At 66.3% G+C, this 21655-nt stretch carries 17 protein-coding genes; 7 read left to right on the plus strand and 10 right to left on the minus strand.

Annotated features, from left to right (window positions below):
- Positions 1-172 precede the first annotated feature (172 nt).
- Both AC1D2O_RS03750 and AC1D2O_RS03755 read left to right on the plus strand, forming a co-directional pair.
- The gene (locus tag AC1D2O_RS03750; RefSeq protein ID WP_478156211.1) at positions 173-1411 is read left to right on the plus strand and encodes an ABC transporter substrate-binding protein; all 1239 of its coding nucleotides are present in this window, start codon (positions 173-175) and stop codon (positions 1409-1411) included.
- 29 nt (positions 1412-1440) lie between these two features.
- Complete coding sequence (locus tag AC1D2O_RS03755) at positions 1441-1914, plus strand: hypothetical protein (protein WP_478089026.1); 474 nt, start codon at positions 1441-1443, stop codon at positions 1912-1914.
- Positions 1915-1981: 67 nt separating this feature from the next.
- Here the strand turns inward: AC1D2O_RS03755 and AC1D2O_RS03760 are convergent, their stop codons facing one another.
- The 5 genes from AC1D2O_RS03760 to AC1D2O_RS03780 are packed head-to-tail and all read right to left on the minus strand — an operon-like array spanning position 1982 to position 8431.
- Positions 1982-2752: an SDR family NAD(P)-dependent oxidoreductase gene (locus AC1D2O_RS03760; RefSeq protein WP_478156212.1), complete on the minus strand. Its 771-nt coding sequence runs from the start codon at positions 2750-2752 to the stop codon at positions 1982-1984.
- A 56-nt stretch (positions 2753-2808) separates the two neighbouring features.
- The gene (locus AC1D2O_RS03765) at positions 2809-3837 is read right to left on the minus strand and encodes a phosphotransferase family protein (protein WP_478089028.1); all 1029 of its coding nucleotides are present in this window, start codon (positions 3835-3837) and stop codon (positions 2809-2811) included.
- Entirely contained in the window at positions 3834-5003 is a 1170-nt protein-coding gene (locus AC1D2O_RS03770) for an acyl-CoA dehydrogenase family protein (RefSeq protein ID WP_478156214.1), read from the minus strand. The genes AC1D2O_RS03765 and AC1D2O_RS03770 overlap by 4 nt, the downstream gene beginning before the upstream one ends.
- A 37-nt stretch (positions 5004-5040) precedes the next feature.
- Complete coding sequence (locus AC1D2O_RS03775; RefSeq protein WP_478089030.1) at positions 5041-7215, minus strand: 3-hydroxyacyl-CoA dehydrogenase NAD-binding domain-containing protein; 2175 nt, start codon at positions 7213-7215, stop codon at positions 5041-5043.
- Between the two features lie 10 nt (positions 7216-7225).
- Positions 7226-8431 (minus strand): acetyl-CoA C-acetyltransferase, encoded by a 1206-nt coding sequence (locus AC1D2O_RS03780; RefSeq protein WP_478089031.1) that lies wholly within the window; start codon positions 8429-8431, stop codon positions 7226-7228.
- A gap of 355 nt (positions 8432-8786) precedes the next feature.
- Between AC1D2O_RS03780 and AC1D2O_RS03785 the strand changes: the two genes are divergently transcribed.
- On the plus strand, positions 8787-10427 hold the full coding sequence (locus AC1D2O_RS03785) for a fatty acid--CoA ligase (protein ID WP_478156216.1): 1641 nt from the start codon (positions 8787-8789) through the stop codon (positions 10425-10427).
- Positions 10428-10499: 72 nt separating this feature from the next.
- On the opposite strand, the gene AC1D2O_RS03790 is transcribed toward AC1D2O_RS03785, so the two are convergent.
- Positions 10500-11102: an NADPH-dependent FMN reductase gene (locus AC1D2O_RS03790; RefSeq protein WP_478089033.1), complete on the minus strand. Its 603-nt coding sequence runs from the start codon at positions 11100-11102 to the stop codon at positions 10500-10502.
- A gap of 101 nt (positions 11103-11203) precedes the next feature.
- Here AC1D2O_RS03790 and AC1D2O_RS03795 point away from each other — a divergent pair, with 101 nt between their 5' ends.
- Complete coding sequence (locus tag AC1D2O_RS03795) at positions 11204-11773, plus strand: VOC family protein (protein WP_478156218.1); 570 nt, start codon at positions 11204-11206, stop codon at positions 11771-11773.
- Between the two features lie 103 nt (positions 11774-11876).
- On the opposite strand, the gene AC1D2O_RS03800 is transcribed toward AC1D2O_RS03795, so the two are convergent.
- The 3 genes from AC1D2O_RS03800 to AC1D2O_RS03810 all read right to left on the minus strand — a co-directional run bounded on the left by AC1D2O_RS03800 (position 11877) and on the right by AC1D2O_RS03810 (position 14966).
- Positions 11877-12407 (minus strand): MarR family winged helix-turn-helix transcriptional regulator, encoded by a 531-nt coding sequence (locus AC1D2O_RS03800; RefSeq protein ID WP_478089035.1) that lies wholly within the window; start codon positions 12405-12407, stop codon positions 11877-11879.
- Positions 12408-12536: 129 nt separating this feature from the next.
- Positions 12537-13661, minus strand: coding sequence for a hypothetical protein (locus AC1D2O_RS03805; protein ID WP_478156220.1), 1125 nt, complete (start codon positions 13659-13661; stop codon positions 12537-12539).
- A gap of 336 nt (positions 13662-13997) precedes the next feature.
- Complete coding sequence (locus AC1D2O_RS03810) at positions 13998-14966, minus strand: Bug family tripartite tricarboxylate transporter substrate binding protein (protein ID WP_478089037.1); 969 nt, start codon at positions 14964-14966, stop codon at positions 13998-14000.
- A 300-nt stretch (positions 14967-15266) separates the two neighbouring features.
- Here AC1D2O_RS03810 and AC1D2O_RS03815 point away from each other — a divergent pair, with 300 nt between their 5' ends.
- From AC1D2O_RS03815 to AC1D2O_RS03825, 3 genes are read left to right on the plus strand one after another with little or no spacing between them, the layout of a single operon-like run.
- The gene (locus AC1D2O_RS03815) at positions 15267-16370 is read left to right on the plus strand and encodes a CaiB/BaiF CoA transferase family protein (protein ID WP_478089038.1); all 1104 of its coding nucleotides are present in this window, start codon (positions 15267-15269) and stop codon (positions 16368-16370) included.
- Positions 16371-16372: 2 nt separating this feature from the next.
- Positions 16373-17521, plus strand: a complete 1149-nt coding sequence (locus tag AC1D2O_RS03820; protein WP_478156221.1) for an acyl-CoA dehydrogenase family protein — start codon at positions 16373-16375, stop codon at positions 17519-17521.
- Between the two features lie 37 nt (positions 17522-17558).
- A complete protein-coding gene (locus tag AC1D2O_RS03825; protein ID WP_478156223.1) occupies positions 17559-18890 on the plus strand; it encodes an amidohydrolase in 1332 nt (443 codons plus the stop codon).
- A 46-nt stretch (positions 18891-18936) separates the two neighbouring features.
- Here the strand turns inward: AC1D2O_RS03825 and AC1D2O_RS03830 are convergent, their stop codons facing one another.
- Positions 18937-21600, minus strand: coding sequence for a winged helix-turn-helix domain-containing protein (locus tag AC1D2O_RS03830; protein WP_478156224.1), 2664 nt, complete (start codon positions 21598-21600; stop codon positions 18937-18939).
- Positions 21601-21655 lie beyond the last annotated feature (55 nt).

Raw genomic sequence — 21655 nt, forward strand, 5'->3', positions numbered from 1 at the left:
GATCGTCGGAAGCGACGAGAACGGATGGCCTCTCGCTCGGGCGCGCTCAACCGTCCGTTCCGACGATGGGATGTGCGAGCGAAGCTACCTAACATCCGGCACGAACGCCGAACGAGACCCAGCGAGAGGTCCGTCGGCAGCCGCTTCCCTTGAGAACAACCGAGACAACACCATGACATGTGCCACCCTTTTGACCCACCACGCCTCGCGACGCCGCCTTCTGAGCGCCGGCATTGCGGCAACGCTCGGGCTCGCCGCCGCCTTCACGGCCCAGGCCGAAAAACGCTATGACACGGGCGCGAGCGACACCGAAATCAAGCTCGGTCACGTCATGGCTTATTCCGGGCCCGGCTCGTCCTACGGCACCATCGGGAGGGCGGAAGCCGCCTACTTTGCCAAGGTGAACGCCGAAGGCGGCATCAACGGGCGCAAGATCAATTTCATCTCGCTCGATGACGCCTTCAACCCCGCGCAAACGGTGGAGCAGACGCGCAAGCTGGTCGAACGCGACGAGGTGCTCGCGATGTTCGCCGTGCCGGGCACGCCGAACAACCTGGCGATCCAGCGCTACTTGAACGCGAAGAAGGTGCCGCAGCTCTTCATCGCCTCCGGCGCCACGCGCTTCGGCGACCCCAAGGCCTTCCCCTGGACCATGGGCTGGCAGCCCACCTATCTGACCGAAGGCAAGATCTACGCGCAACACATCTTGAGCGCCAATCCCAACGCGAAGATCGCCGTTCTGACGCTGAACGACGACTCCGGCAGGGAATTCCTCAAGGGCCTCACCGACGTGCTGGGCGACAAGGCCAAGACCATGATCGTCGCGCAGACCACCTATGAGATGTCCGACCCGACCATCGACAGCCAGATGATCAGCCTCAAGGCCTCCGGCGCCGACACCTTCATCAACTTCACGATCCCCAAGTTTGCGGCCCAGGCGATTCGCAAGGCTGCGGAGATCGGCTGGAAGCCCACGCAGTACCTGTTCAGCGCCTCGGTGTCGGTCTCGACGGTGATCAATCCGGCCGGTCCCGAGAACGCGAAGGGCGTGATCTCGGCGATGTACATTCGCGACCCCGTCGACCCCGTGTGGAAGGGCGCGAAGGAATTCGAGGACTACAAGGCCTGGATGACCAAGTACTACCCTGCGGGCGACGTGAGCGATTCGCTCAACGTGCTGGGCTATTCCATAGCTCAGACGATGGAACAGGTGCTGCGCAAGGCCGGTGACGACCTCACGCGCGCCAACATCATGAAGCAGGCCGCGAACCTTCAGTACACCCCGCCGATGCTGCTCCCGGGCATCGAGGTCAAGACCTCGCCGACCGATTTCTTCCCGATCGAGCGCATGCAGCTCGTGCGCTTCAACGGCACCCGCTTCGAGCCTTTCGGCAAGGTGCTGGGCGACTGAACTGCATGCCTCACCTTGAGAACCCGAACATGAGCTTTTCCGAACTCCATTCAAGGCTGACTGCCTGCCACCAGAGCGTTCTCCTCTTTTACTATGGCGTGGACCGAGGCGACTACGCCCTCGCCATGGAACAAGTGGCACCCGAATGCCTGTGGGAGCGCGGTGGCGTCATGCTGCGCAATCGACAGCAGATCGAGGAATCGTTGCGCAAGCGGTCGGCAACGCAGGTGGCTCGGCACATCGTCAACAACTTCGCCCTGCTCAGGCAGGACGCCGAGAGTGCCACCGCGGTCTATGGTCTGGCCTTGCATCTCTACGACAGCGGCTCGCCAGCCAGCCTCCCGGTGCCGGGCTCGACACCATTTCTGCTCGTCGACGTCACGTGCGAGTTGGCACTGGCGTCGGACGGTGCCTGGCGTATCCGGCAACTGGATATTCAGCGCACCTTCAGCTATTCCCGAGAGATCACCTCCCCCCTGGTGGCACCCGCCGGCAAGGGGTGAGTCCCGCGCCACGACGAGGGTATCTTGCACCTCGCTGATGTGCGCACCACGTCCGGCCGGACCGTTCCTAGAGCGTGGAGCAAAGGTGTCCTCCGTCGACCGGGATGCAGGCCCCCGTCATCCAGGCACCGGCATCGGTGGCCAGCAGCAGCAGCACGCCGTCGAGTTCCTCGGGCTGCCCCAGGCGGCGCATGGGAATGCGCTTGATCATGGCTTTTCCGTAGTCGGTTTCCCACAAGTCGTCGGTCATCTCGGTGCGGACGTAGCCGGGCTCGATGGCGTTGACGCGGATGCCGTACCGCGCCCATTCCAGGGCCAGGCTCTTCGTCATGTGGACGACGCCGGCCTTCGAGATCGAGTACGCGGCGACGCCGGGCGACACCCGCTCTCCCTGGATCGACGCGATGTTGACGATGGACCCGCCTCGCCCGGCCGCCTTCCAGCGCCTCGCTGCTTCGGTCGCAACGAGCCAGACGCCGCGCAAGTTGGTCGACATGACCGCGTCGAATTGGGCGATCGGCTGCTCCATCGACGCGGCGCCGCCCCCAATGCCAGCGTTGTTGACGACCACGTCCACCAGCGCCCCGGTCACCGAGATGGTCTCGAAGGCCTGCGTCACCGAAGCCTCGTTGGTCACGTCGCACTCAACTACCGTCACGAGCGGTGCGCCGAGCTCCCGCAGTTCGACGGCCAGGGCCTCCAGCCGCGAAACGCGCCGTGCGCTGATGACCACCGCCGCACCACAGCGTGCGGCAAGCCGTGCGAAATGCGCGCCGAATCCAGACGACGCGCCGGTGATCAGCACCTTCTTTCCCTTCAGCTTTGCCCCGAGATCCATGTCTTTTCCTTGTCAATCAATTCGCATCGACGCCCGCTGACTTCAAGGTCGGATAGTCAGCGCTGGTAGCTCTGCGCGCTGGCCCACCCGAGTTGCGCCAACGGCTCGGCCTTGCGCCCGGTCTCGACGGCGTCGGCCGCCGCAGCATTGCCGGAAGCTGCACGCTCCGCAATGCCGTGCAGGATCGCGGCCATGCGGAACAGGTTGTAGGCCATGTAAAACTCCCAGTGCTCCAAGGGCTCGCGTCCGGTGCGCCGTGTGTAGGCGCGCAGGTAGGCCGCCTCATCGGGAATGCCCAGGTCCTCCAGGTCCAGGCCGCCCACGCCGCGCCACAAGGTGGCCGGAATGCGCCAGGCCATGCATTGGTACGAGAGGTCGGCAAGCGGATGCCCGAGCGTGGAGAGCTCCCAGTCCAGCACCGCCACCACGCGCGGCTCGGTGGGATGGAAGATCAGGTTGTCCAGGCGGTAGTCTCCGTGCACGAGCGTGGTCTCGTCATCGGGCGGAACGTGCTCGGGCAGCCAGTCCATCAGCTCGCGCATCGCGGGACCGACCGGCCGCCGTGCGTCCCGGCACTGGCGCGACCAGCGTGCGATCTGCCGGGCAAAGTAGTTGCCGGCCTTGCCAAAATCCGCCAAGCCCGCCGCACGGAAGTCCACCGCGTGCAGCGCCGCGATCACCCGGCCCATCTCCTGGTAGATGGCGCCGCGCTCCGTCCGCGAACACTCGGGCAACGACTGATCGACAAAGACACGCCCCGCGACAAGTTCCATCAGATAGAACTCGCGGCCCAGGCAGGCCGTGTCGGCGCAATAGGCCACCATCTGCGGCACCGGCACGTTGCTGTCGATCAGCGCCTCCATCACCCGGTATTCGCGGTCGATGGCGTGCGCAGACGCCAGCAGTTGGCCGGGCGGCTTGGTGCGCAGGACGAGGCGCAGGTCGCCCGATGTCAGCACGTAGGTCGGATTGGACTGGCCTCCGGACAGGGGCGTCAACTGGACTTCGGGCGTCGGGGTCAACCCCTGCGCCAGCAGATACTCGCCCAGCTTGCGCACGTCGATGGTGGTGTCCGCGGTCGTCACGCGCCGGCCCCGGCCGCCTTGACGATCTTGCGGGCCATGCTCCAGCGATGCACCTCGCTCGGGCCGTCATAGATCCGGAACGCGCGCATGTCGGTGAAGATGCGCATGACCGGCGTCTCGGCCGTCACGCCTTGTCCGCCCAGGATCTGCACGCAACGATCCACGACGCGCCAGAGCGCTTCCGAGCACACGACCTTGGCGCGGCTGGATTCGAAACTGCAGGGCTCGCCCTTGTCGAGCAGCCAGGCGGTATGCCAGATGTGCAAGCGCGCGGTCTGCAGGTCGATGTCGTTGTCCGCCAACTGGAAGCCCACGCCTTCGTGTTGCGCCAGCGGCTTGCCGAAGGCGTGGCGGCGGGCCGCATAGGCGACGGCCGCGTCATGCGCGCGTCGCGCCTGCCCCAGCCAGCGCATGCAGTGGGTGAGCCGCGCCGGCGCCAGGCGCACCTGGGCGTAGCGGAAGCCCTGGCCCACCTCGCCGAGCACATCCTCGACGGGAACGCGCAGGTTCTCGAAACGCAACACGCCGTGCCCGCCCGTGAAGCAGCGGTCCATCGCATCCATGCTGCGCTCGAGGGTGATGCCGGAGCGATTCATGTCGGTGAGGAACATGGTGGCGGATCCATCCTCCATCCGCGCCATGACGATGCCATAGTCGGCGCCCTCGGCGCCGGTGATGAACCACTTCGTGCCGTTGATCACATAGTGGTCGCCGTCGCGCCGGGCGGTGGTCGCCAGCATCGAGGGATCGGCCCCTGCGCCGTCGGGCTCGGTCATCGCGAAGCAAGAGCGGGTGTGCCCCTCAACCTGCGGCCGCAGCCAGCGCTCCTTCTGCCGCGGTGTCGCCACCTCTTCCATCAGATGAATGTTGCCCTCGTCGGGTGCGTGGATGTTGAGTGCCGTCGGCCCGAGCCACGAGTAGCCGGCCTCCTCGAAGACCATCGCCTTGGCGATGTGGCTCAGTCCCTTGCCGCCCAGGGCGACCGAGGCGTGGGGCGTCAGCAGTCCGGCCGATCGGGCCCGGGCCACCAGTTCCAGGCGCAGGCTCTCGTCGGGCCCGTGCGAGGACTGGCGCGGATCGTTCTCCAGCGGGATGACTTGTTCAGCGATGAAGCGCCGGGTGGCGAGCTTCAGTTCCTCGATGGAGGGGCAAATCGTGAAGTCCATGTCGTGTCGATTGAAAGAGGGGGTACTGGGGACGGCGTCACTGGGGCGCCGGCGCCCGGTGGTAGAAGCCGCGGCGCGCCGCGGCGCGGTCGCGCAGCCATGGCGAAGGGCGGAACCGCTCGCCGTACGCGTCTGCCAAACGCTCGCACTCCGCCACGAACTGCGCGGGACCGACCGTCTCGATGAACGACAGCGTGCCGCCGGTCCAGCTCGGATAGCCCAACGCCAGAATGGCGCCCAGGTCGGCATCCGCGACTTCCGGCACCACCTGCTCCTCGACGCAGCGTGCGGACTCGAGCGCCTGGATGTAGAGCAGCCGGTGCTTCACGTCGGTGAAGTCGGGCTGCTCGGCCGCCAATGGAAACAGCTGCGCCAGCCCGCCCCACAGGCGCTTGGGCTGTCCGGGTGCGAAATCGTGGAAGCCTCCCCCGCTCTTGCGACCCAGCCGACCGCGCGCCAGCATCGCATCGACCACCGGCTGCGCGTGCTGCCGCAGGAACTTGCCGGGCAAACCGTCCGCCCTCGCCTGCTTGATCACCCGCGCCTGCAAGTCCAGCGACACCTCGTCGGTGACCGCGAGCGGACCGGTTGCGAAGCCGGCCTGGCGGGCGGCGTTCTCGATCAGTGCCGGCGCCACGCCTTCGGCCAGCATCGCCATGCCTTCGTCGATGTAGGCACAGAAGATCCGGCTTGTGTAGAAGCCGGGACTGTCATTGACCACGATGGGCACCTTGCCGAGCTGCGCCGCCAGGTCCAGTGCACGCGCGAGCGCACGCGGCGAAGTGCGCTGGCCCACGATGACCTCGACCAGGGGCATGCGCTCCACGGGCGAGAAGAAATGCAGGCCGATGAACGCCTCGGGTTGCGGCCACAGGGCCGCCAGGCCCGTGACAGGAAGCGTCGACGTGTTGGTCGCCATCACGAAGCCATCGGGCAGCGCGGCCAAGCCTGCTTTGGCGTGGTGGAAGGCGGTCGCCTTCGCGTCACGGTCCTCGAACACGGCCTCCACCACGAAATCGCAGCCACGCAGCGAGCCGTACTCGGCGCTGGGATGGATCCGGGCCAACTGCGCGTCGGCATTCTCCTGCGTGCAACGCCCGGCCTTCACATCGCGCGCATAGCCGGCCGCGACCTTGGCCTTGGCGGTGTCGACCGCGGCCTGCGAAGTGTCGATGAGAACCACGTCGATGCCGGCAGCCGCCGCCACCTGTGCAATGCCCGCGCCCATCATGCCGGCGCCGAGCACGCCCAGACGCCGGACCGGCTGCTTTTCGACGTCGCGGGGCCGGCGCACCAGCTTGCGTGCCGCCCCCTTGTTGATGAACAGGGTGCGCATCAGATTGCGCGCCACGGGACCCGCCAACAACTGGCCGAAGCAGCCGCGCTCGATGGCAAGGCCGAGGTCGATCGGGACCTGCGTGCCCTCGTACACGGCCGTCAGGATGGCTGCGGGTGCCGGGTAGTTGTCCTGGGAGTCGCGCCGGATCTTCGCCAGCCCCAGGCTGAAACTCTCCATGGCGTGCGGCGCCATCGCGCCCGCTCCGCCGGGCACGGTGAAGCCCTTGTGGTCCCAGGCGGGCTGCCAGTCGGGATGAGCGAGCACCCAGCGTCGCGCCGCCCCGACCACCTCGGCGGCCGGGCGCAATTCATCGACCAGTCCGAGCTGCAACGCCTCCGCTGCGCCAACGTGCCGGCCGCTCAGCAGAAGGGGCAAGGCCTTGGGGATCCCGATCATTCGCGGCAGCCTTTGCGTTCCGCCCCCGGCGGGCAGCAACCCGACCGTGACCTCGGGCAGGCCGACGACCGCCTTGGGGTCGTCAACCAGCACCCGGTAGTGGCAGGCCAGGCACAGCTCGAAGCCGCCGCCCAGCGCCAGCCCGTTGATCGCCACGGCCACCGGTTTGCCGCAACGCTCCAGCGCGCGCAATGCGTTCGCCGATGGCGCCACCCATTCACCGGCTTCCCGCGCCGACAGTCCGCGGTCGTGCACATGCACGAAGTCGAGCAGGTCGGCGCCCGCCATGAAGCCGTTCTTCTTGCCGGAGGTGATGACCGCACCGACGATGTCTGCCCGGCTTGTCAGCTGGACCACGACGTCCTGCAGTTCCCGCGTGAAGGCCGGAGTAAAGACGTTCATGGTGCGATCCGCCACGTCCAGCGTGACCAGCGCAACACCGTCGCCGTCGATTTCGAGATGGATGTTTCTCGTCATGGTTGCCGCCTCAAACACGTTCAATGATCACGGCCGTGGCCTGGCCGGCTGCCGCGCACAGCGTCACCAGCGCGCGGGCGAGGCCGCGCCGCTCGAGTTCGTCGAGCACGGTCCCCACCAAGATGGCGCCGGTGGCGCCGAGCGGATGGCCCAGCGCGATCGCGCCCCCGTTGACGTTCATGCGTTCGTGCGGGATGCCGAAGTGGCGCATGTAGCGCATCGGCACGACGGCGAACGCCTCGTTCACCTCGAACAGATCGATGTCGTCGATCCGCAGACCGGCGCGTGCGAGCACCTTGTCGGTGACGGGCATCGGGCCGCCCAGGCTCAACAGGGGCTCGGAAGCACAGGTTGCCGTCGCCACGATGCGGGCACGCGGCCGCAAGCCGCGCCGCTCGCCGTACGCCCCGCTGCCCAGCAGCACCGCGCAGGCGCCATCGACGATGCCGCTGGATGACCCACCGGTGTGCATGTGCCGGACAGCCTCGAGATGGGGATAACGGCGCAACACGATGGCGTCGAAGCCGGCCTCGCCCGCAGCGATGAAGCTCGGCTTGAGCTTGGCCAGGTCCTCCATCGAGATTCCGGGCCTGGGTGCTTCGTCGCGTTGCAGGAGCAATCCGCCGAAGGCGTCATGCACCGGAATGATCGAAGCGTCGAACCAGCCCTGCCCCCGTGCCATCGCGGCGCGGCGCTGGCTTTCCACGGCATAGGCATCGAGGTCTTCCCGGGTGAAGCCGTCGAGGGTTGCCATCAGATCCGCACACACGCCGTTGGGCACGTACGGGTACTGCTGGCCAAGCCTGGGGTCGGTATAGGCCGCGCCGCCGTCGGAGCCGATGGCCACGCGCGACATCGATTCGACGCCGCCTCCGACCACCGCATCGGCCTGCCCGGAAGCGATCAGGCCGAAGCCCATCTTCAGCGTGTCCAGGCCCGAGGTGCAGAAGCGGTTGATCTGATAGCCGGCGACGCTTTCGCCGTAGCCGGCCGCCAGCAACGCGGCGCGGGCAATATCCGCGCCCTGCTCGCCGACGGGCATGACGACCCCGAGACCCACGTCCTCGAGGTCCTCGGGTTCGATGCGATTTCGCTCCTTGAGCGCGCGCAGCACGGCTGCCGCCAGGTGCACCGGGGCGACGGTGTGCAATGCGCCGTCCGGGCGGCCTTTGCCGCGCGGCGTGCGCACGTGGTCATACAGAAAGACGTTGTTCATGGGTTCACTGTGGGTGTCGACCGGTCCATCCCGGTTTTCGAATGCGACGAGCCAGCGCCTGGGCACTTCCGCCGAGCTTCGCGGCGGCCAGCCCAAGGGGAAGGGCCGCTTCTCGCCGACTTGCAAATTCATCCGAGACGACTATAGGTTTGCCGGCACCAAATGCGGTCGTCGCTTCCGACGGTTCCGCCGAATGTTTCAGCCGCCAGGGCCGTCCGAGGCCACCCGCTGACGCCCCACTCCTGCCGGCTCGAATCGTCGAATCCGACGATGCCGCCGCGCAACGACCAGTCCTACAGTCGCTCGTTCGAGGGCAGCACAATGGACCGCCCTGGCAGCACAAGAGCGCAGACCCATGAATCCGTACGCATTTCCTTTGCTGATCAAGCAACTTCTAGTCACGCCGATCGCCCAGCGCTCGCGCAAGGAGATCGTCTACCGCGACCGCCTGCGCTTCGGCTACCCCACCCTCGTCGAACGCATCGGCCGGCTGGGCAGCGCGCTCACGCGCCTGGGCGTCGGGCCTGACAGCACCGTGGCGGTGCTCGACTGGGACAGCCATCGCTACCTGGAGGCCTACTTCGCCGTGCCCATGCTCGGTGCGACCCTGATGAAGACCAACATCCGCCTGTCGCCCGAGCAGATCGCCTACACGCTCGACCACTCCGAGGCAGACACGGTGTTGCTGAACGTCGACTTCATCCCCTTGATCGAGGAGATTCGCGCGCAGCTGCCACGCGTCAAGCGCTTCATCTGCCTGGCTGACGACGGCCAGGTGCCGTCGCAGTTCGACTGGGCCGGCGAGTACGAGGCGTTGCTGGCCGAGGGTGATCCGACGCACGAGTTTCCCGATTTCGACGAGAACACGCGTGCCACGCTGTTCTACACCACCGGCACCACCGGGCTGCCCAAGGGCGTGTACTTCAGCCATCGCCAGCTCGTTCTGCATTGCCTGACCGTGTTGGCAACGGTGTCGCAGGCCGGCGAGAATGGCCGCTTCTCGCGCAATGACGTGTACATGCCATTGACGCCGATGTTCCATGCGCATGCCTGGGGTTACCCCTACATCGCGACGTTGTGCGGCTGGAAGCAGGTCTACCCAGGCCGGTACGAGCCCTCGATGCTCGTCAACCTGGCGAAGAAGGAAGGCGTCACCTTTTCGCACTGTGTGCCGACGGTGCTGCACATGGTGCTGTCCGCGCCCGAGGCGCAGGACGCCGATTTCGGCGGCTGGAAGATCCTGATCGGCGGCAGCGCCCTGTCGCGTGCGCTGTGCCGGCAAGCGCTGGCACGCAACATCGACGTGTACAGCGGCTACGGCATGTCGGAGAGCTGCCCGCTGCTGACCCTGGCGCAGATCAAGACGGACGCCGCCGAGGACATGGCCGACGACGAAGCCCGACGGGACTACGAGATCGATGTCCGCCTGACGCCCGGCATGCCGGTCCTCCTGTCGCAGGTGCGAGTGGTCGACGCCGGCATGAAATCGGTGCCGGTGGACGGCACGTCCGTTGGCGAAGTGGTGGTGCGCGCGCCCTATCTGACGCAGGGCTACCTGAAGAATCCCGACGCTGGCGCAGCGCTGTGGGAAGGCGGCTGGATGCACACCGGCGACATCGGGCAGTTCGACGACCAGGGCTACCTGCACCTGGTCGACCGGCAGAAGGACGTGATCAAGAGCGGCGGCGAGTGGATCTCGTCGATCGCGCTGGAGAACGCGATCAGCGGGCACCCCGGCGTGTACGAGGTGGCCGTGATCGGTGTGGTCGACGCCAAATGGGGTGAACGGCCGCTGGCCCTGGTGGTGCCCCGGCAGGCGGGTGCGCTCGACGCCGCCGAGCTGCGGCGGCACCTGCGCGCGCTGGTCGCTACCGGCGCCCTCCCGTCCTATGCGATTCCGGAGCGCTTCCAGTTCGTCGACCAGATCGAGAAGACCAGTGTCGGCAAGCTCGACAAGAAGCGCTTGCGCGAACGCTACGCAAGCCTTGCGGGATGAGGAAGGCCGCGGCAACACACCATGCTGCAACTTGACCAAGGGCTCTCGCCTCGCAGCGGGATGCCCGCAGAATTACCGCGCAGGCACCTCGGCCGTCGCGCGAGCCAACTGGGTCACTTGCCCCACGAGGATCGGCAGGAGTTGTTCCGGGAGCGGATCGATGAGCTTGTCGCCAACGAATGCCTTCTCGGCAAAAGGAACAGACACCTGCTGGGTGACCACGAGCGTATGCAGGATGCCCAGGATCTGGCGCAGATGCTGAAGGCCTCGCAAGCCGCCAAAGGGGCCTACCGATGCAGACATGACGCCAGCGATCTTGTTTCGAAATGCGCGGCACGCCGTCTGTCCCTCGCCATCAGTGGGTCGGGACACCCAGTCGATCGCGTTCTTCAGAACCCCGGAAACGGATCCGTTGTATTCGGGCGATCCGATCAGGAATCCCGAGTGACTGACGAACAAGGCCTTGAGTTCGCGCGCAGCGCTCGGAAAGCCGGCCGCCTCGATCTGGGGCGAGTACAGCGGCAACGGGAAGTCCGCCAAGTCGATCTGCGTCACGACGGCCCCCATCTCACTCGCGACATCTGCCGCGCGATTGACTAGCGTCTGATTGAACGAACCAGCTCGCAGGCTGCCGGAAAAGGAGAGCAACTTAACTGTCGACATCGATTCACCCATATCAATAGAGCCCTAAGTTTATTGCAAGTTTGCTTAGGCGACTACATAATAATCCGGCTGGTTGCACCCCGAGACATCAGCCATATCAAGAGGAACATCACATGACAACCAATGGGAACACTGAGTTCGACATTCGCGGCGTCAATCACTTGGCGCTGGTCTGCAAAGACATGCGCCGGACGGTCGAGTTCTACCGCGACGTGCTTGGCATGCCGCTGGTCAAGGTCATCGATCTGCCCAACGGAGGGCTTCACTTCTTCTTCGACATCGGCAACGGCGACAAGATCGCCTTCTTCTGGTTTCCGGTGGCGCCCGAGGCGCATCCGGGAGTCGCTGCACCCGCTGCGCTGCCAGGCCAGGGATCGTGGCTTTCGGCGCACGGCTCGATGAACCACATCGCCTTCAACGTCCCGGCGGACAAGTTCGATGCCTATGTCGCGCGCCTTGCACAGAAGGGCGTCGAGGTTTCCCGCGTCCTCAATCACGACAACTCTGCCAAAGGGGCCACCGACATCCTCACGGATGACGTCTACGTTCGCTCGGTGTACTTTTTCGATCCTGACGGCGCCTGCCTGGAGTTTGCAGCCTGGACGCGTGATCTCGACGAATCCTATGAGCGTGATGTCACGCAGCGGATTCTGACGCGCCTCGGCATCCCGCAAAGCGCGTAAGGCCGACAGCAGCACGAAAGGGCGGGACTCTGCCCTGCAGCCAGCGTGCCCGCATCTCGATCGGGTGCCGTTGATATCTCGTGCGCGTGATCGGCTGAGCTGCCTACGGCGCGCCGTTGTCGGCATGAGAATCCGACACCAGGTCGTCGCGGGCAAGGTTGTCCAGCATCACAAGCATGGCGCGACGCGTGGTTGCGATGGCCGCCTCGTCGAGGCCGCGCATCGCCAGGCCGTTGACCTCCTCGGCCAGCGGCACCAGCTTCTTCTTCAGGGCTCTGCCGGCCGGGGTGAGGAAGACGTACAGATTCTTCCGGTTTCCCGCCATATGCTCTCGCCGGATGTAGCCCAGTGATTCCATCGCGCGCAACGCGATGAGCGTAGTCGGCTCCATGACGCCCGCTTCCTGGCTGAGCTCGCGCTGAGTGAGGCCGTCGTGCTCCCAGAGAATCCGCAGGAAGGTCCAGTGCCCGAGAGACACGCCGTGCGTGACCAGCCGCGCTTGCAGCGATCTCAGAAAGCTGCGAGTGGTGTCCTTGACCAAGTGCGCCATTCGGTCATTCGGAACCGCCTCATGCCAATGTTTGAGCAATCGACCGGAGATTTCGGCTTCGCGCGCCGCTGTGAGTTTGGACATGCGTGCCATTTTCTCAGAGGCGCGCAGGCCATGGCTTGGCACTATTCACTTCTCCGCGATTTTCGGACCCTGCCTGGTCACGTGCGCGACCGAGTTCCGCAGGAGAAGCTCAGCTTGCAGCGCCGGCGCTCATAGCGGGCAGCGCGCCTGAAGCCAAGGCAGCAGCTTTGCCAGTTGCTCGGCCGCGCCGGCGTTCTGCGGCTCGTCGCCTTCCGGCTCGAAGTAGTGCAGCCGGTTGGGGAACTCGAACAACGTCTTGTCGGTGCTCGCCAGCGAATCCATGATGCCCTTCGTGTGCTCCGGGTATGCATCGAGGTCGCGGCCGGCATGCACGACAGCGACTGGTTCGGTCACGGACGGGGCAGTTTTCAGGACATTGGCATTGCTGCTCAGCCCCGACCAGGTGGACAGCCACGCGTCTGGTGTCTGCAGCCGTCCGAAGCCGAGCAGCTGGAAATTCATGATGTCGGGCCGGTCGCTCAACAGACTGCCGTAGCCCCGCTCGCTCGGATCAATGCTGTGGTCCACGTAGTTCAGGTTGGCCATGGTGCGGTAGGTCGTCATCACCGGCGTGAACGTCGCTTGCTGGACGGCAGAACGCTGCAAATGCTGCGGGGCATTCTCGAAGCCCGGCCAGTTGCACAGATCCTCGCCGCGGCTGCGCTCGTCGATCAGCGAATGGGCCAGTGCGTCGATCCGCGCCACGCGTTCCAGCTGCTTCTGGCGGTAGCGAACCACGAATTCGGGGTCGTATCGCGTCCACTGCGGGGCCGGCTGGAAGCCGTTGATCGGGTCATACATATCCAGCGACGAATCGGTCAGCATGGGGTTGTGCTCGTCGACCACTGACGGATCGATGGTCTGGCTGAGCACCAACCCTTGGCCTAGATGCGCGGCCGAGATCATCATCGCGTCGAACGCAGGCATCGAGATATCGGCCAATGGCACCGGCCGCCCGGCCGGCGTCTTGCGCAGGCGCTCGGAAGGCTTGGCCTTGGCCTGCTGCTGGTAGAAGCAGCCCAGCGTGCCGCCGCCCGAATTGCCGAGCCACACGACCTTCTCCACGCCGCACTCGTCGCGCAGCCAGTTGACGTAGGCCGCCAGGTCGATGAGCAGTTGCTCGTGCACGCAGTTCAGGTCGTTGTTGATCGATCGCAGGTTGGCGCCGACGCAGGCGTAGCCGGCGCGAAGCAACGCCGGGAAGGCATAGTGCTGCGAAAAGTCCACCCGCGGATGCGCCGCGATCACGGCCACCTTGGGCCGCGGGTTCGACCGGGGTGTCCAGTGCAGTCCCCTCACCTGCACGCCATCGTGGGTGTTCAGGAGCACAGGTTCACATTGGGCGAACTCGTTCACTGGCTCGCGAAAGCGAATCCAGCTGGCGCGCCAGTAAGTGGCGGAAAGCAGTCGGGAAGCGGTCATGGGGTCCTCGTCAAAGTATCTGAATTCGCTGCGCCTGTGCAGCAGTATGGCCGGAGTCCAGGGCCTGCGCGGCGCGCCAAACGCCGCGAAGGTTCAGGTTCACATCCGTCGTCCTCGTCCGGCAGCGTCTTCGCGGCGCCCTCGATGCGATTGCCATGGCGCGCCGCATCATCGTTCGATCACCACGCCCGAGCGCTGGACCATCGACCGCCAGGTCTCCATGTCGCGCTTCATGGCCGGCTGGAACTCCGGGCCGTCCATCCAGTTCATCGTGATATTCAGGTCGTCCAGCGTCTTGCGCATGGCGGGATCCTCGCCAATGGCGTGAAGCTCCTTGACCAGCCTGGCGGCAATGTCAGGCGGCAATTTGGCGGGTGCCATGAAGGCATACCATCCACCCGTCCAGTTGACCTCCTTGAAACCCTGTTCCAAGAACGTGGGCACGCTGGGCAGCGAGGGTGCGCGCCCGGGCGCGATGACTGCCAAGCCCTTGAGCTTTCCACTTTGAATGTGCGCGCGCGCGGTGGCTACCGTCAGCAGCGCCAAGTCGATCTGGCCACCCACCAGGTCGGTCAGCGCCGGCGCTTCGCCCTTGTAGGGCACGTTGAGCATGCCCAGCCTGGACGACTTGTTGAACACCTCGAGGATCACCTGGGGACCGAGCCCCGTCGTGCCGAAAGTCAGCCCTTTGCCGGGCGCGAACCGCACCAGTTCCGTGGCGGAGTTGGCCCCCAGGTCGGCGCGGGCGACCAGCACCGTCGCCGCCGCGCCAATGCGGCACAACGGCGTGAAATCGGCGATCGGGTCATATCCGACATCCTTGAACTGCACCGGATTCTGGACGTGCTGGGTAAAGGTCAGCATCAGCGTGTAGCCATCCGCTGGCGCGCGCGCTACGGTCACCGTGGCCGGAATGCCATTCGCGCCGGGACGGTTTTCCACCACGACAGGTTGCCCGACACGTTCACCAAGCCGTCGGCCGAACTCACGCGCCATGACGTCGGCCGTGCCGCCGGGCGTCACGGGAACGATGATCTTGATCGGGCGCACGGGCCAGCGCTCCTGGCTACGCGCCAGCGACGTCATGGTTGGCAAAACCGATGCGCCCAACAGTTTGACGAACGTGCGTTTTCTCATTCAGTGTCTCCTTCTCCAAAGTCAATCGTGAGCCAATGGCAGTGAAGAAGGCCGAGTAGCGCCAGGACACCGCCAAGGGTTGACCCGGCTGCATTCAGTGTAGGACCGCGCCTGTCGACAACCCATCGTCCGTTGCGACGTATTCGATCACTGCGAACCGACCGACCAAATCCGTCGAATCCGACGATGGCGCCCGCCGGAGCGCGCGGCGAGCATCCGTACCTGCGACGTGAGCTTCACGCCGACCTTGGTGCGCTGCCGCGCGTGCCAGGCAACAACGACTGACATGTTGAGGGATGGATGGCTGGACCGCTTACAGGATTGCGAATGGTCGAGATGGCCGGGTTGGGGCCGGGGCCTTTTTGCGCCATGCTCTTCGCCGATCTCGGTGCCGACGTCATTTCCATCGACCGCCCGGGAGGCCCGGGAGGCCCGGGCGAAGTGACCGGACGCGGCAAACGCCGCCTGACGCTCGACCTGCACCAGCCGGAGGCCCGCGAAGATGCGCTCGCATTGATTGCCCAGGCCGACTTTCTGGTCGAAGGTTTTCGACCGGGAGTGATGGAGCGCCTGGGCTTGGGCCCTGCCGAGTGCCACGCCCTCAACCCGCGCCTGGTCTACGGCCGCATCACCGGATGGGGCCAGACCGGCCCCTTGTCCGCCGCCGCCGGCCACGACATCAACTACATCGCCCTGAGTGGCGCGCTGCATGCCATCGGCCGCCCAGGCGAGGCGCCGCCCCCGCCACTCAACTACATCGGCGACTACGGCGGGGGCGCCATGCTTCTGGCGGTGGGCCTGCTGGCCGCCCTGAATGAAGCGCGCAACTCGGGCCGCGGCCAGGTCGTCGACGCGGCAATGACGGACGGCGCCGCGCTGCTGTCCTCGTTGTTCTATGGCCTGAAGGCGGCCGGGCAATGGTCTGGCGAGCGCGGTGGCAACCTGCTGGACGGCGGGGCGCACTTCTACGACACCTACGCATGCGCCGACGGCAAGTTCGTCTCCATCGGCGCCATCGAGCCGCAATTCTTCCGCCGCTTGTGCGACCTGTGCGGGCTGGACGAGTCCTTCGCCGCGCAGCAAATGGACCGCTCGCAATGGCCGCTGATGAAGCTGCGCCTGGCCGATGTCTTTCGCACGCGCACCCGCGACGAGTGGTGCTCGGTGCTGGAAGGCAGCGATGCCTGCTTTGCGCCGGTGCTTGACTGGGACGAGGCGCCGGCCCATCCGCACAACCGTGCGCGCGGCACCTTCGTCACGCTAGGCGACGTCGTGCAGCCGGCCCCGGCGCCGCGCTTCTCGCGTACGCCCGCGGAAGCGCCGCGCGCCGGCAGCAGCGCTGACCTGGCCGTGGCGCTGGACGACTGGGGTGCGCGCCGACCCGCCGCCTGTGCAGGCGCCTGATCATGCCCATCAATCTCCAGCGCAGTTGGTCCGACTCGGACCTGGAACAGTACCGCGACACGGTCGTACGCTTCATCCATGCCGAACTCGCGCCGGGCGACGCCCAGGCCAGGCGCGACGGCAACGTCGGGCTTGCGGTCTGGCGCAAGGCCGGCGAGCTCGGCCTGCTGTGTACCGACATCCCGGAGGAATGGGGTGGCGGGGGTGGCGATTTCCGCCATGAGGCGGTCGTCTATGAGGAACTGGCACGCCGAGCGCTCAGCGGCATGAACATTTCGGTGCACAGCATCGTCGCTCACTACCTCCTCAACCACGGCACAGACGACCAGAAGCGGCGCTATCTGCCGCGCATGGCGCGAGGCGAGTTGGTGGGCGCGATCGCCATGACCGAGCCGGGCGCCGGCTCGGATCTGCAGGGCATCCGGACACGGGCCACGCCGACAGCCGCCGGATGGCGCATCGATGGCAGCAAGACCTTCATCAGCAACGGCCTGCTGGCCGGGCTGGTGCTGGTGGTCTGCAAGACCGACCCGTCGCAGCGCGCCAGCGGCATGTCGATCCTGATCGTGGAAACGGAAGGCGCGGCGGGCTACCGCGTCGGGCGCGTCCTGCACAAGATGGGCATGCAGGCGCAAGACACTTCGGAGCTGTTCTTCGACGGCGTCGAGGTGCCCGGGCAGAACCTGCTCGGCGGAATTCAGGGCCGAGGCTTCTACCAATTGATGGGTGACCTTCCCTACGAGCGCCTGGCGATCGGCGTCATCGCGCTGGCTGCCATGGAGGGCGCCTACCAGGCCACACTGGACTACGTGCGAGAGCGGCAGGCCTTCGGCAAGCTGCTGGTGGAGCAACAGAACACGCGCTTCAAGCTGGCCGAGATCGCCACCCGGATCATGGTCGGCCGGGCCTTCGTCGACCAGTGCGTCCAGCGCCTGCTCACCGGCGACCTGGACACCGCCACCGCCTCGATGGCCAAGCTATGGGCCTCGGAAGCCCAGGGCCAGGTGGTGGACGAGTGCGTGCAACTTTTCGGGGGTTACGGCTACATGGACGAGTACCTGGTCAGCCGCCTCTACACCGACGCCCGCGTGCAGCGAATCTATGGCGGCACGAGCGAGATCATGAAGGAAGTGATCGCGCGGTCGCTCTGAGCCAGCCACTTCGATCGGAACACATGGAGACTACAGAATGCTATTGAATGCCATTTTCCGTCGCTGCGCCGTCGCCAGCGCGGTGCTCTGCGTCACCGCCGGGGCCGTGGCCCAGACCGGTTCTTCCCTGCACAAGCAGGTGGCGCCCATCGTGTCCGGCATGTACCCCTCGCTCGAGGTGCTCTACAAGGACATCCACGCCCACCCTGAACTCGCGTTCCAGGAAGTGCGCACCGCCGCCAAGCTGGCCGAGGAGATGCGCAAGCTCGGCTTCGAGGTGACGGAGAAGGTCGGCGGCACCGGCGTCGTCGCCATCTACAGGAACGGCGCCGGCCCGACCGTGCTGGTGCGCACCGAACTCGACGCCCTGCCGATGGAAGAGAAGACCGGCCTGCCCTACGCGAGCAAGGCCAAGACCCAGTTCAACGGCCGCGAGACCTTCGTCGCCCACAGCTGCGGCCACGACGTGCACATGGCGAGCTGGGTCGGCACCGCGCGCACCCTGCTGGCGATGAAGGACCAGTGGAAGGGCACCTTGATGTTCGTCGCCCAACCGGCCGAGGAGACGGTGTCGGGTGCCAAGGCGATGATCGACGACGGCCTGTTCAAGCGCTTTCCCAAGCCCGACTACGCCTTGGCGCTGCACGTCTCGCCCCTGCCCTACGGCACCATCGGCTACATGATCGGCCCGGGCAGCTCCAACTCCGATTCGCTCGAGATCACTTTCAAGGGTCGCGGCGGCCATGGCTCGGCGCCGGACAAGACGATCGATCCGATCGCCATCGCCGCGCGCTTCGTCACCGACGTGCAGACGGTGATCAGCCGCGAGAAGGACCCGGCCGAGTTCGGCGTGGTCACCGTCGGCGCCATCCAGGGCGGCACCGTGGGCAACATCATTCCCGACACGGTGGTGCTGCGCGGCACCATCCGCTCCTACAAGCCCGAGGTGCGCGAGAAGCTGCTGGCCGGCATCCGCCGCACGGCGAACGCCGCCGCCATGATGGGCGACGCGCCCGAGCCGGTCGTGGAACTGGTGTCCGGCGGCAAGGCCGTCATCAACGATCCCGCCGTATCTACCCGCACCGCGGCCGCGCTGAAGGCGGCGCTGGGCAACGCCAACGTGGTGGAGGTACCGCCGTTCGGCGGCAGCGAGGACTTCTCGGAGTTCCTCAACGCCGGCGTTCCGGGCATGATGTTCTCTGTCGGCGCCGCCTCGCCGGATGACCTGGCGGCCTCGCGCAAGCCCGGTGGCAAGCCGGTCCCCTACAACCACTCGCCCTCCTTCGCGCCGGTGCCCGAGCCCTCGATCAAGACCAGTGTGGTGGCGATGAGCCTGGCGGTGCTGACGGCGATGGCGCCGCAGCCGTAAGTCGGCGCGCCTGAACCGGCGTGGCGTTTCGCCGCGCCCGGTCCGCTCAGCCGATCAGGCCGTGCCGGCGCGCGATCGACACCGCCTGGGTGCGATTCTGGGCCGCCAGCTTGATGTTGATGCTGCGAAGGTGGGTACGCACGGTGCTTTCGGCGATGAAGAGCTTCTCGGCCATCGCGCCGTTCGAGTAGCCTTCCGCCACCAGCTTGAGCACTCGCAACTCCTTGTTGGTAATGGGCTCTCCGCGCCAAGGGGTTTGCGTCGCTGGTGCCGGGCCTGATTCACCAGCCAGCGCGTCGCCGCCCAGCGATGCGAGCAAGCGCTGCACGTACTCCAGCAGGATAGGATCTTCCGGCCGGCAGGCCTTGCTCAGGTTCTGGAGCACCGCCTGAATGGGGCCCACGACGGCCGCGCCTTCATCGAGGATCAACCGCGCGAAGCCCTCGCGGCTGCCCGCCAGCAGCACCTCGCCCATCGCGTCGGCGGCAGCCTGCGCGTTGTTCTGGCGCCATAGTGCCACCGCCCACAGCACCCGAAGCTTGTGCGCTCGACGGATGCGCGACTCGGCGTGCGCCATCGGCAGTTCGGCCTCGATGCGCCGGGCCGCCGCAGCCGCATCGCCGAACTGAACCTCCCAGCGCAACCACCCGATGCCGATGTCCAGCAGCTCGTGCGCCGGGAGCCGCTGACGCGCCACCCGATCCCATACTTCACGGTCGTCACTGCGCTCCAGTTCGGCACGCGAGCCGAACGCATTGCCCTGACGCATGAGCATGCAGGCTCGCTCGAGTCTGGCCGACGCCACCACCCGCGGCAGTTTTCTCAGGTGACCCAGGGACTCCAATTCGGTCAGCACGCGCGACGCGCCATCGACGTCGCCGCGTCCGAAAAGCAGTCGCGAGCGGATCGCGTGGCACTCGATCATGTGGTCCGGCAGCCCGACATCGCGGGCCAGAGGCAGGTAGACGTTCAGCAGACGTTCGACCGACTCCAGGTCGTCGGCCTCGTACATCGCGCTCGCGTAGAGAACGCCCGCCCACGCATTGCCGCCGGTGTAGCGGTACGAGCTGGAGCGCGTGCTGCCCACCGCGATCCGAAAGCGTGCCATGGCCTGGCGGAACATGCCGCGCTGGAAATCCAGCATGCCCTCCGTCGACTCGGTGTACATGCGGTTGAAACCACTGCCGTACTGCGCGCTGCGGGCCGAATCGAGCAGCCGCTGGGCCTCGCGTGTCTCGCCCAACACCGCCGTGACGTGCGCCATGCAATTGATCAAGACGGTGTCTGCAAAGCGCACCGCGGTAGGCAGCCGTGCCAGGCCCTCGCGGCCCAGATCGTTGGCCTCGGGATAGCGGTCCGCCATGGCGAGCAACAGTGGACGCAGCGCATTCACGTGGGCACCGATGATGGCGTCGTGGCTCGTCGCGATGCCGCTGTCGAACAGCAAGGCGTGGGCCTCGGCCGGTCCCTGGGTGAACAGGACCGCCCAGATCTCTATGGCCTGCATCAGCGGATGCTGGCGCAACTGAGCGCGCGGGATGGCAGCGAACCAGCGCGCCAGCAACCGCATGCGCCCTTCTTCCAGAAAGCCCTGCGCCGTGCGTGACAGCAGCGTCAACGCATACGGAAAATCCCCGCCTTCGATCGCATGATCGATGGCGGATACCGGTCGGTCGGCCGATTCGTACCATGCAGAGGCGGCCAGGTGCAGCCGCACGACTTCATCCGGATGTTCGCGGGCCAATTGGGCCCGCAGGAATGCGGCGAACAGGCTGTAGAAGCGGTAACGAGGCTCGACAGCATCGGTCTCGACCGGCAGCAGAAACAGGCTGGATGCATGCAGGTGCGCCAGCATGCGTGCGCAGTCGGTACGCGGCAGCAACGCCTGGCACAGCGAAGGGCTCAACTGCCGCAGGATGCTGGTGCGCATCAGGAAATCGCGCACCTCCGGTGGCTGGCGGCCGAGCACGTCTTCGGCCAGGTACTCGGCGATGACGCCGCTGCCGCCGGACAGTCGGTGCACGAAGTTGGCCGGATCGTCGTGGCGTTCGAGCGTGATGGCAGCAAGCATGAGCGCCGCGACCCAACCCTCCGTGCGTGCGTGCAGTGTCTCCAGCACGTCGTGGGACAGCGCCGGCAGGCCACGCGCCTTCAGGAAGTCGCGCGTCTCTTCCACGCTGAAACGCAATGCCTCGACGTCGATCTCCATCAACTGTCCGCGCACGCGCAACCGGCCGAGATCCAGATCGGGCAGGTGGCGCGAACCGACCACCAGCCGCCCGTTGCGCGGCAAGCGCGCGACGATCTCGCGCAGCAGCGCCAGCACGGCGGGAGACTGCAGGACCTCGAATTCATCCAGGAACAGTGCAAACGGGGGCCCCTCTCGCTCGAGCAGCGCAACCGCATCGGCATCGCCTCTGGTTTGCCCATCGTCGGCGATCTGCAGACGGGCTACGGCTTCCGCCAGACAACTGAGGAAGCGGGGCACGTCGTTGTCGGCCGCGTCGAGCGTGATCCATGCCGTCGCGATGCCGCGCGCCTGCAGCTGTTCGTGAATCTGGCGCAATGCCGTGGTCTTGCCAAAGCCAGCGGGCGCACGCACCAGCACCAGTTTGGCAGCGGCGCCGCGCTCGACGCGGTCGGTGACCACTTGGCGATGCACCAGTGAGGCGTTGGAACCCGGGAGGTCGAACTTGCCGGCGTGCGCCAACGCACGCTCGCAAGCCAGAGTGGCAGAGGGGGGCGACGACATGGACAACTGCTGG

This window comes from Variovorax sp. P1_G12 (assembly GCF_056405555.1).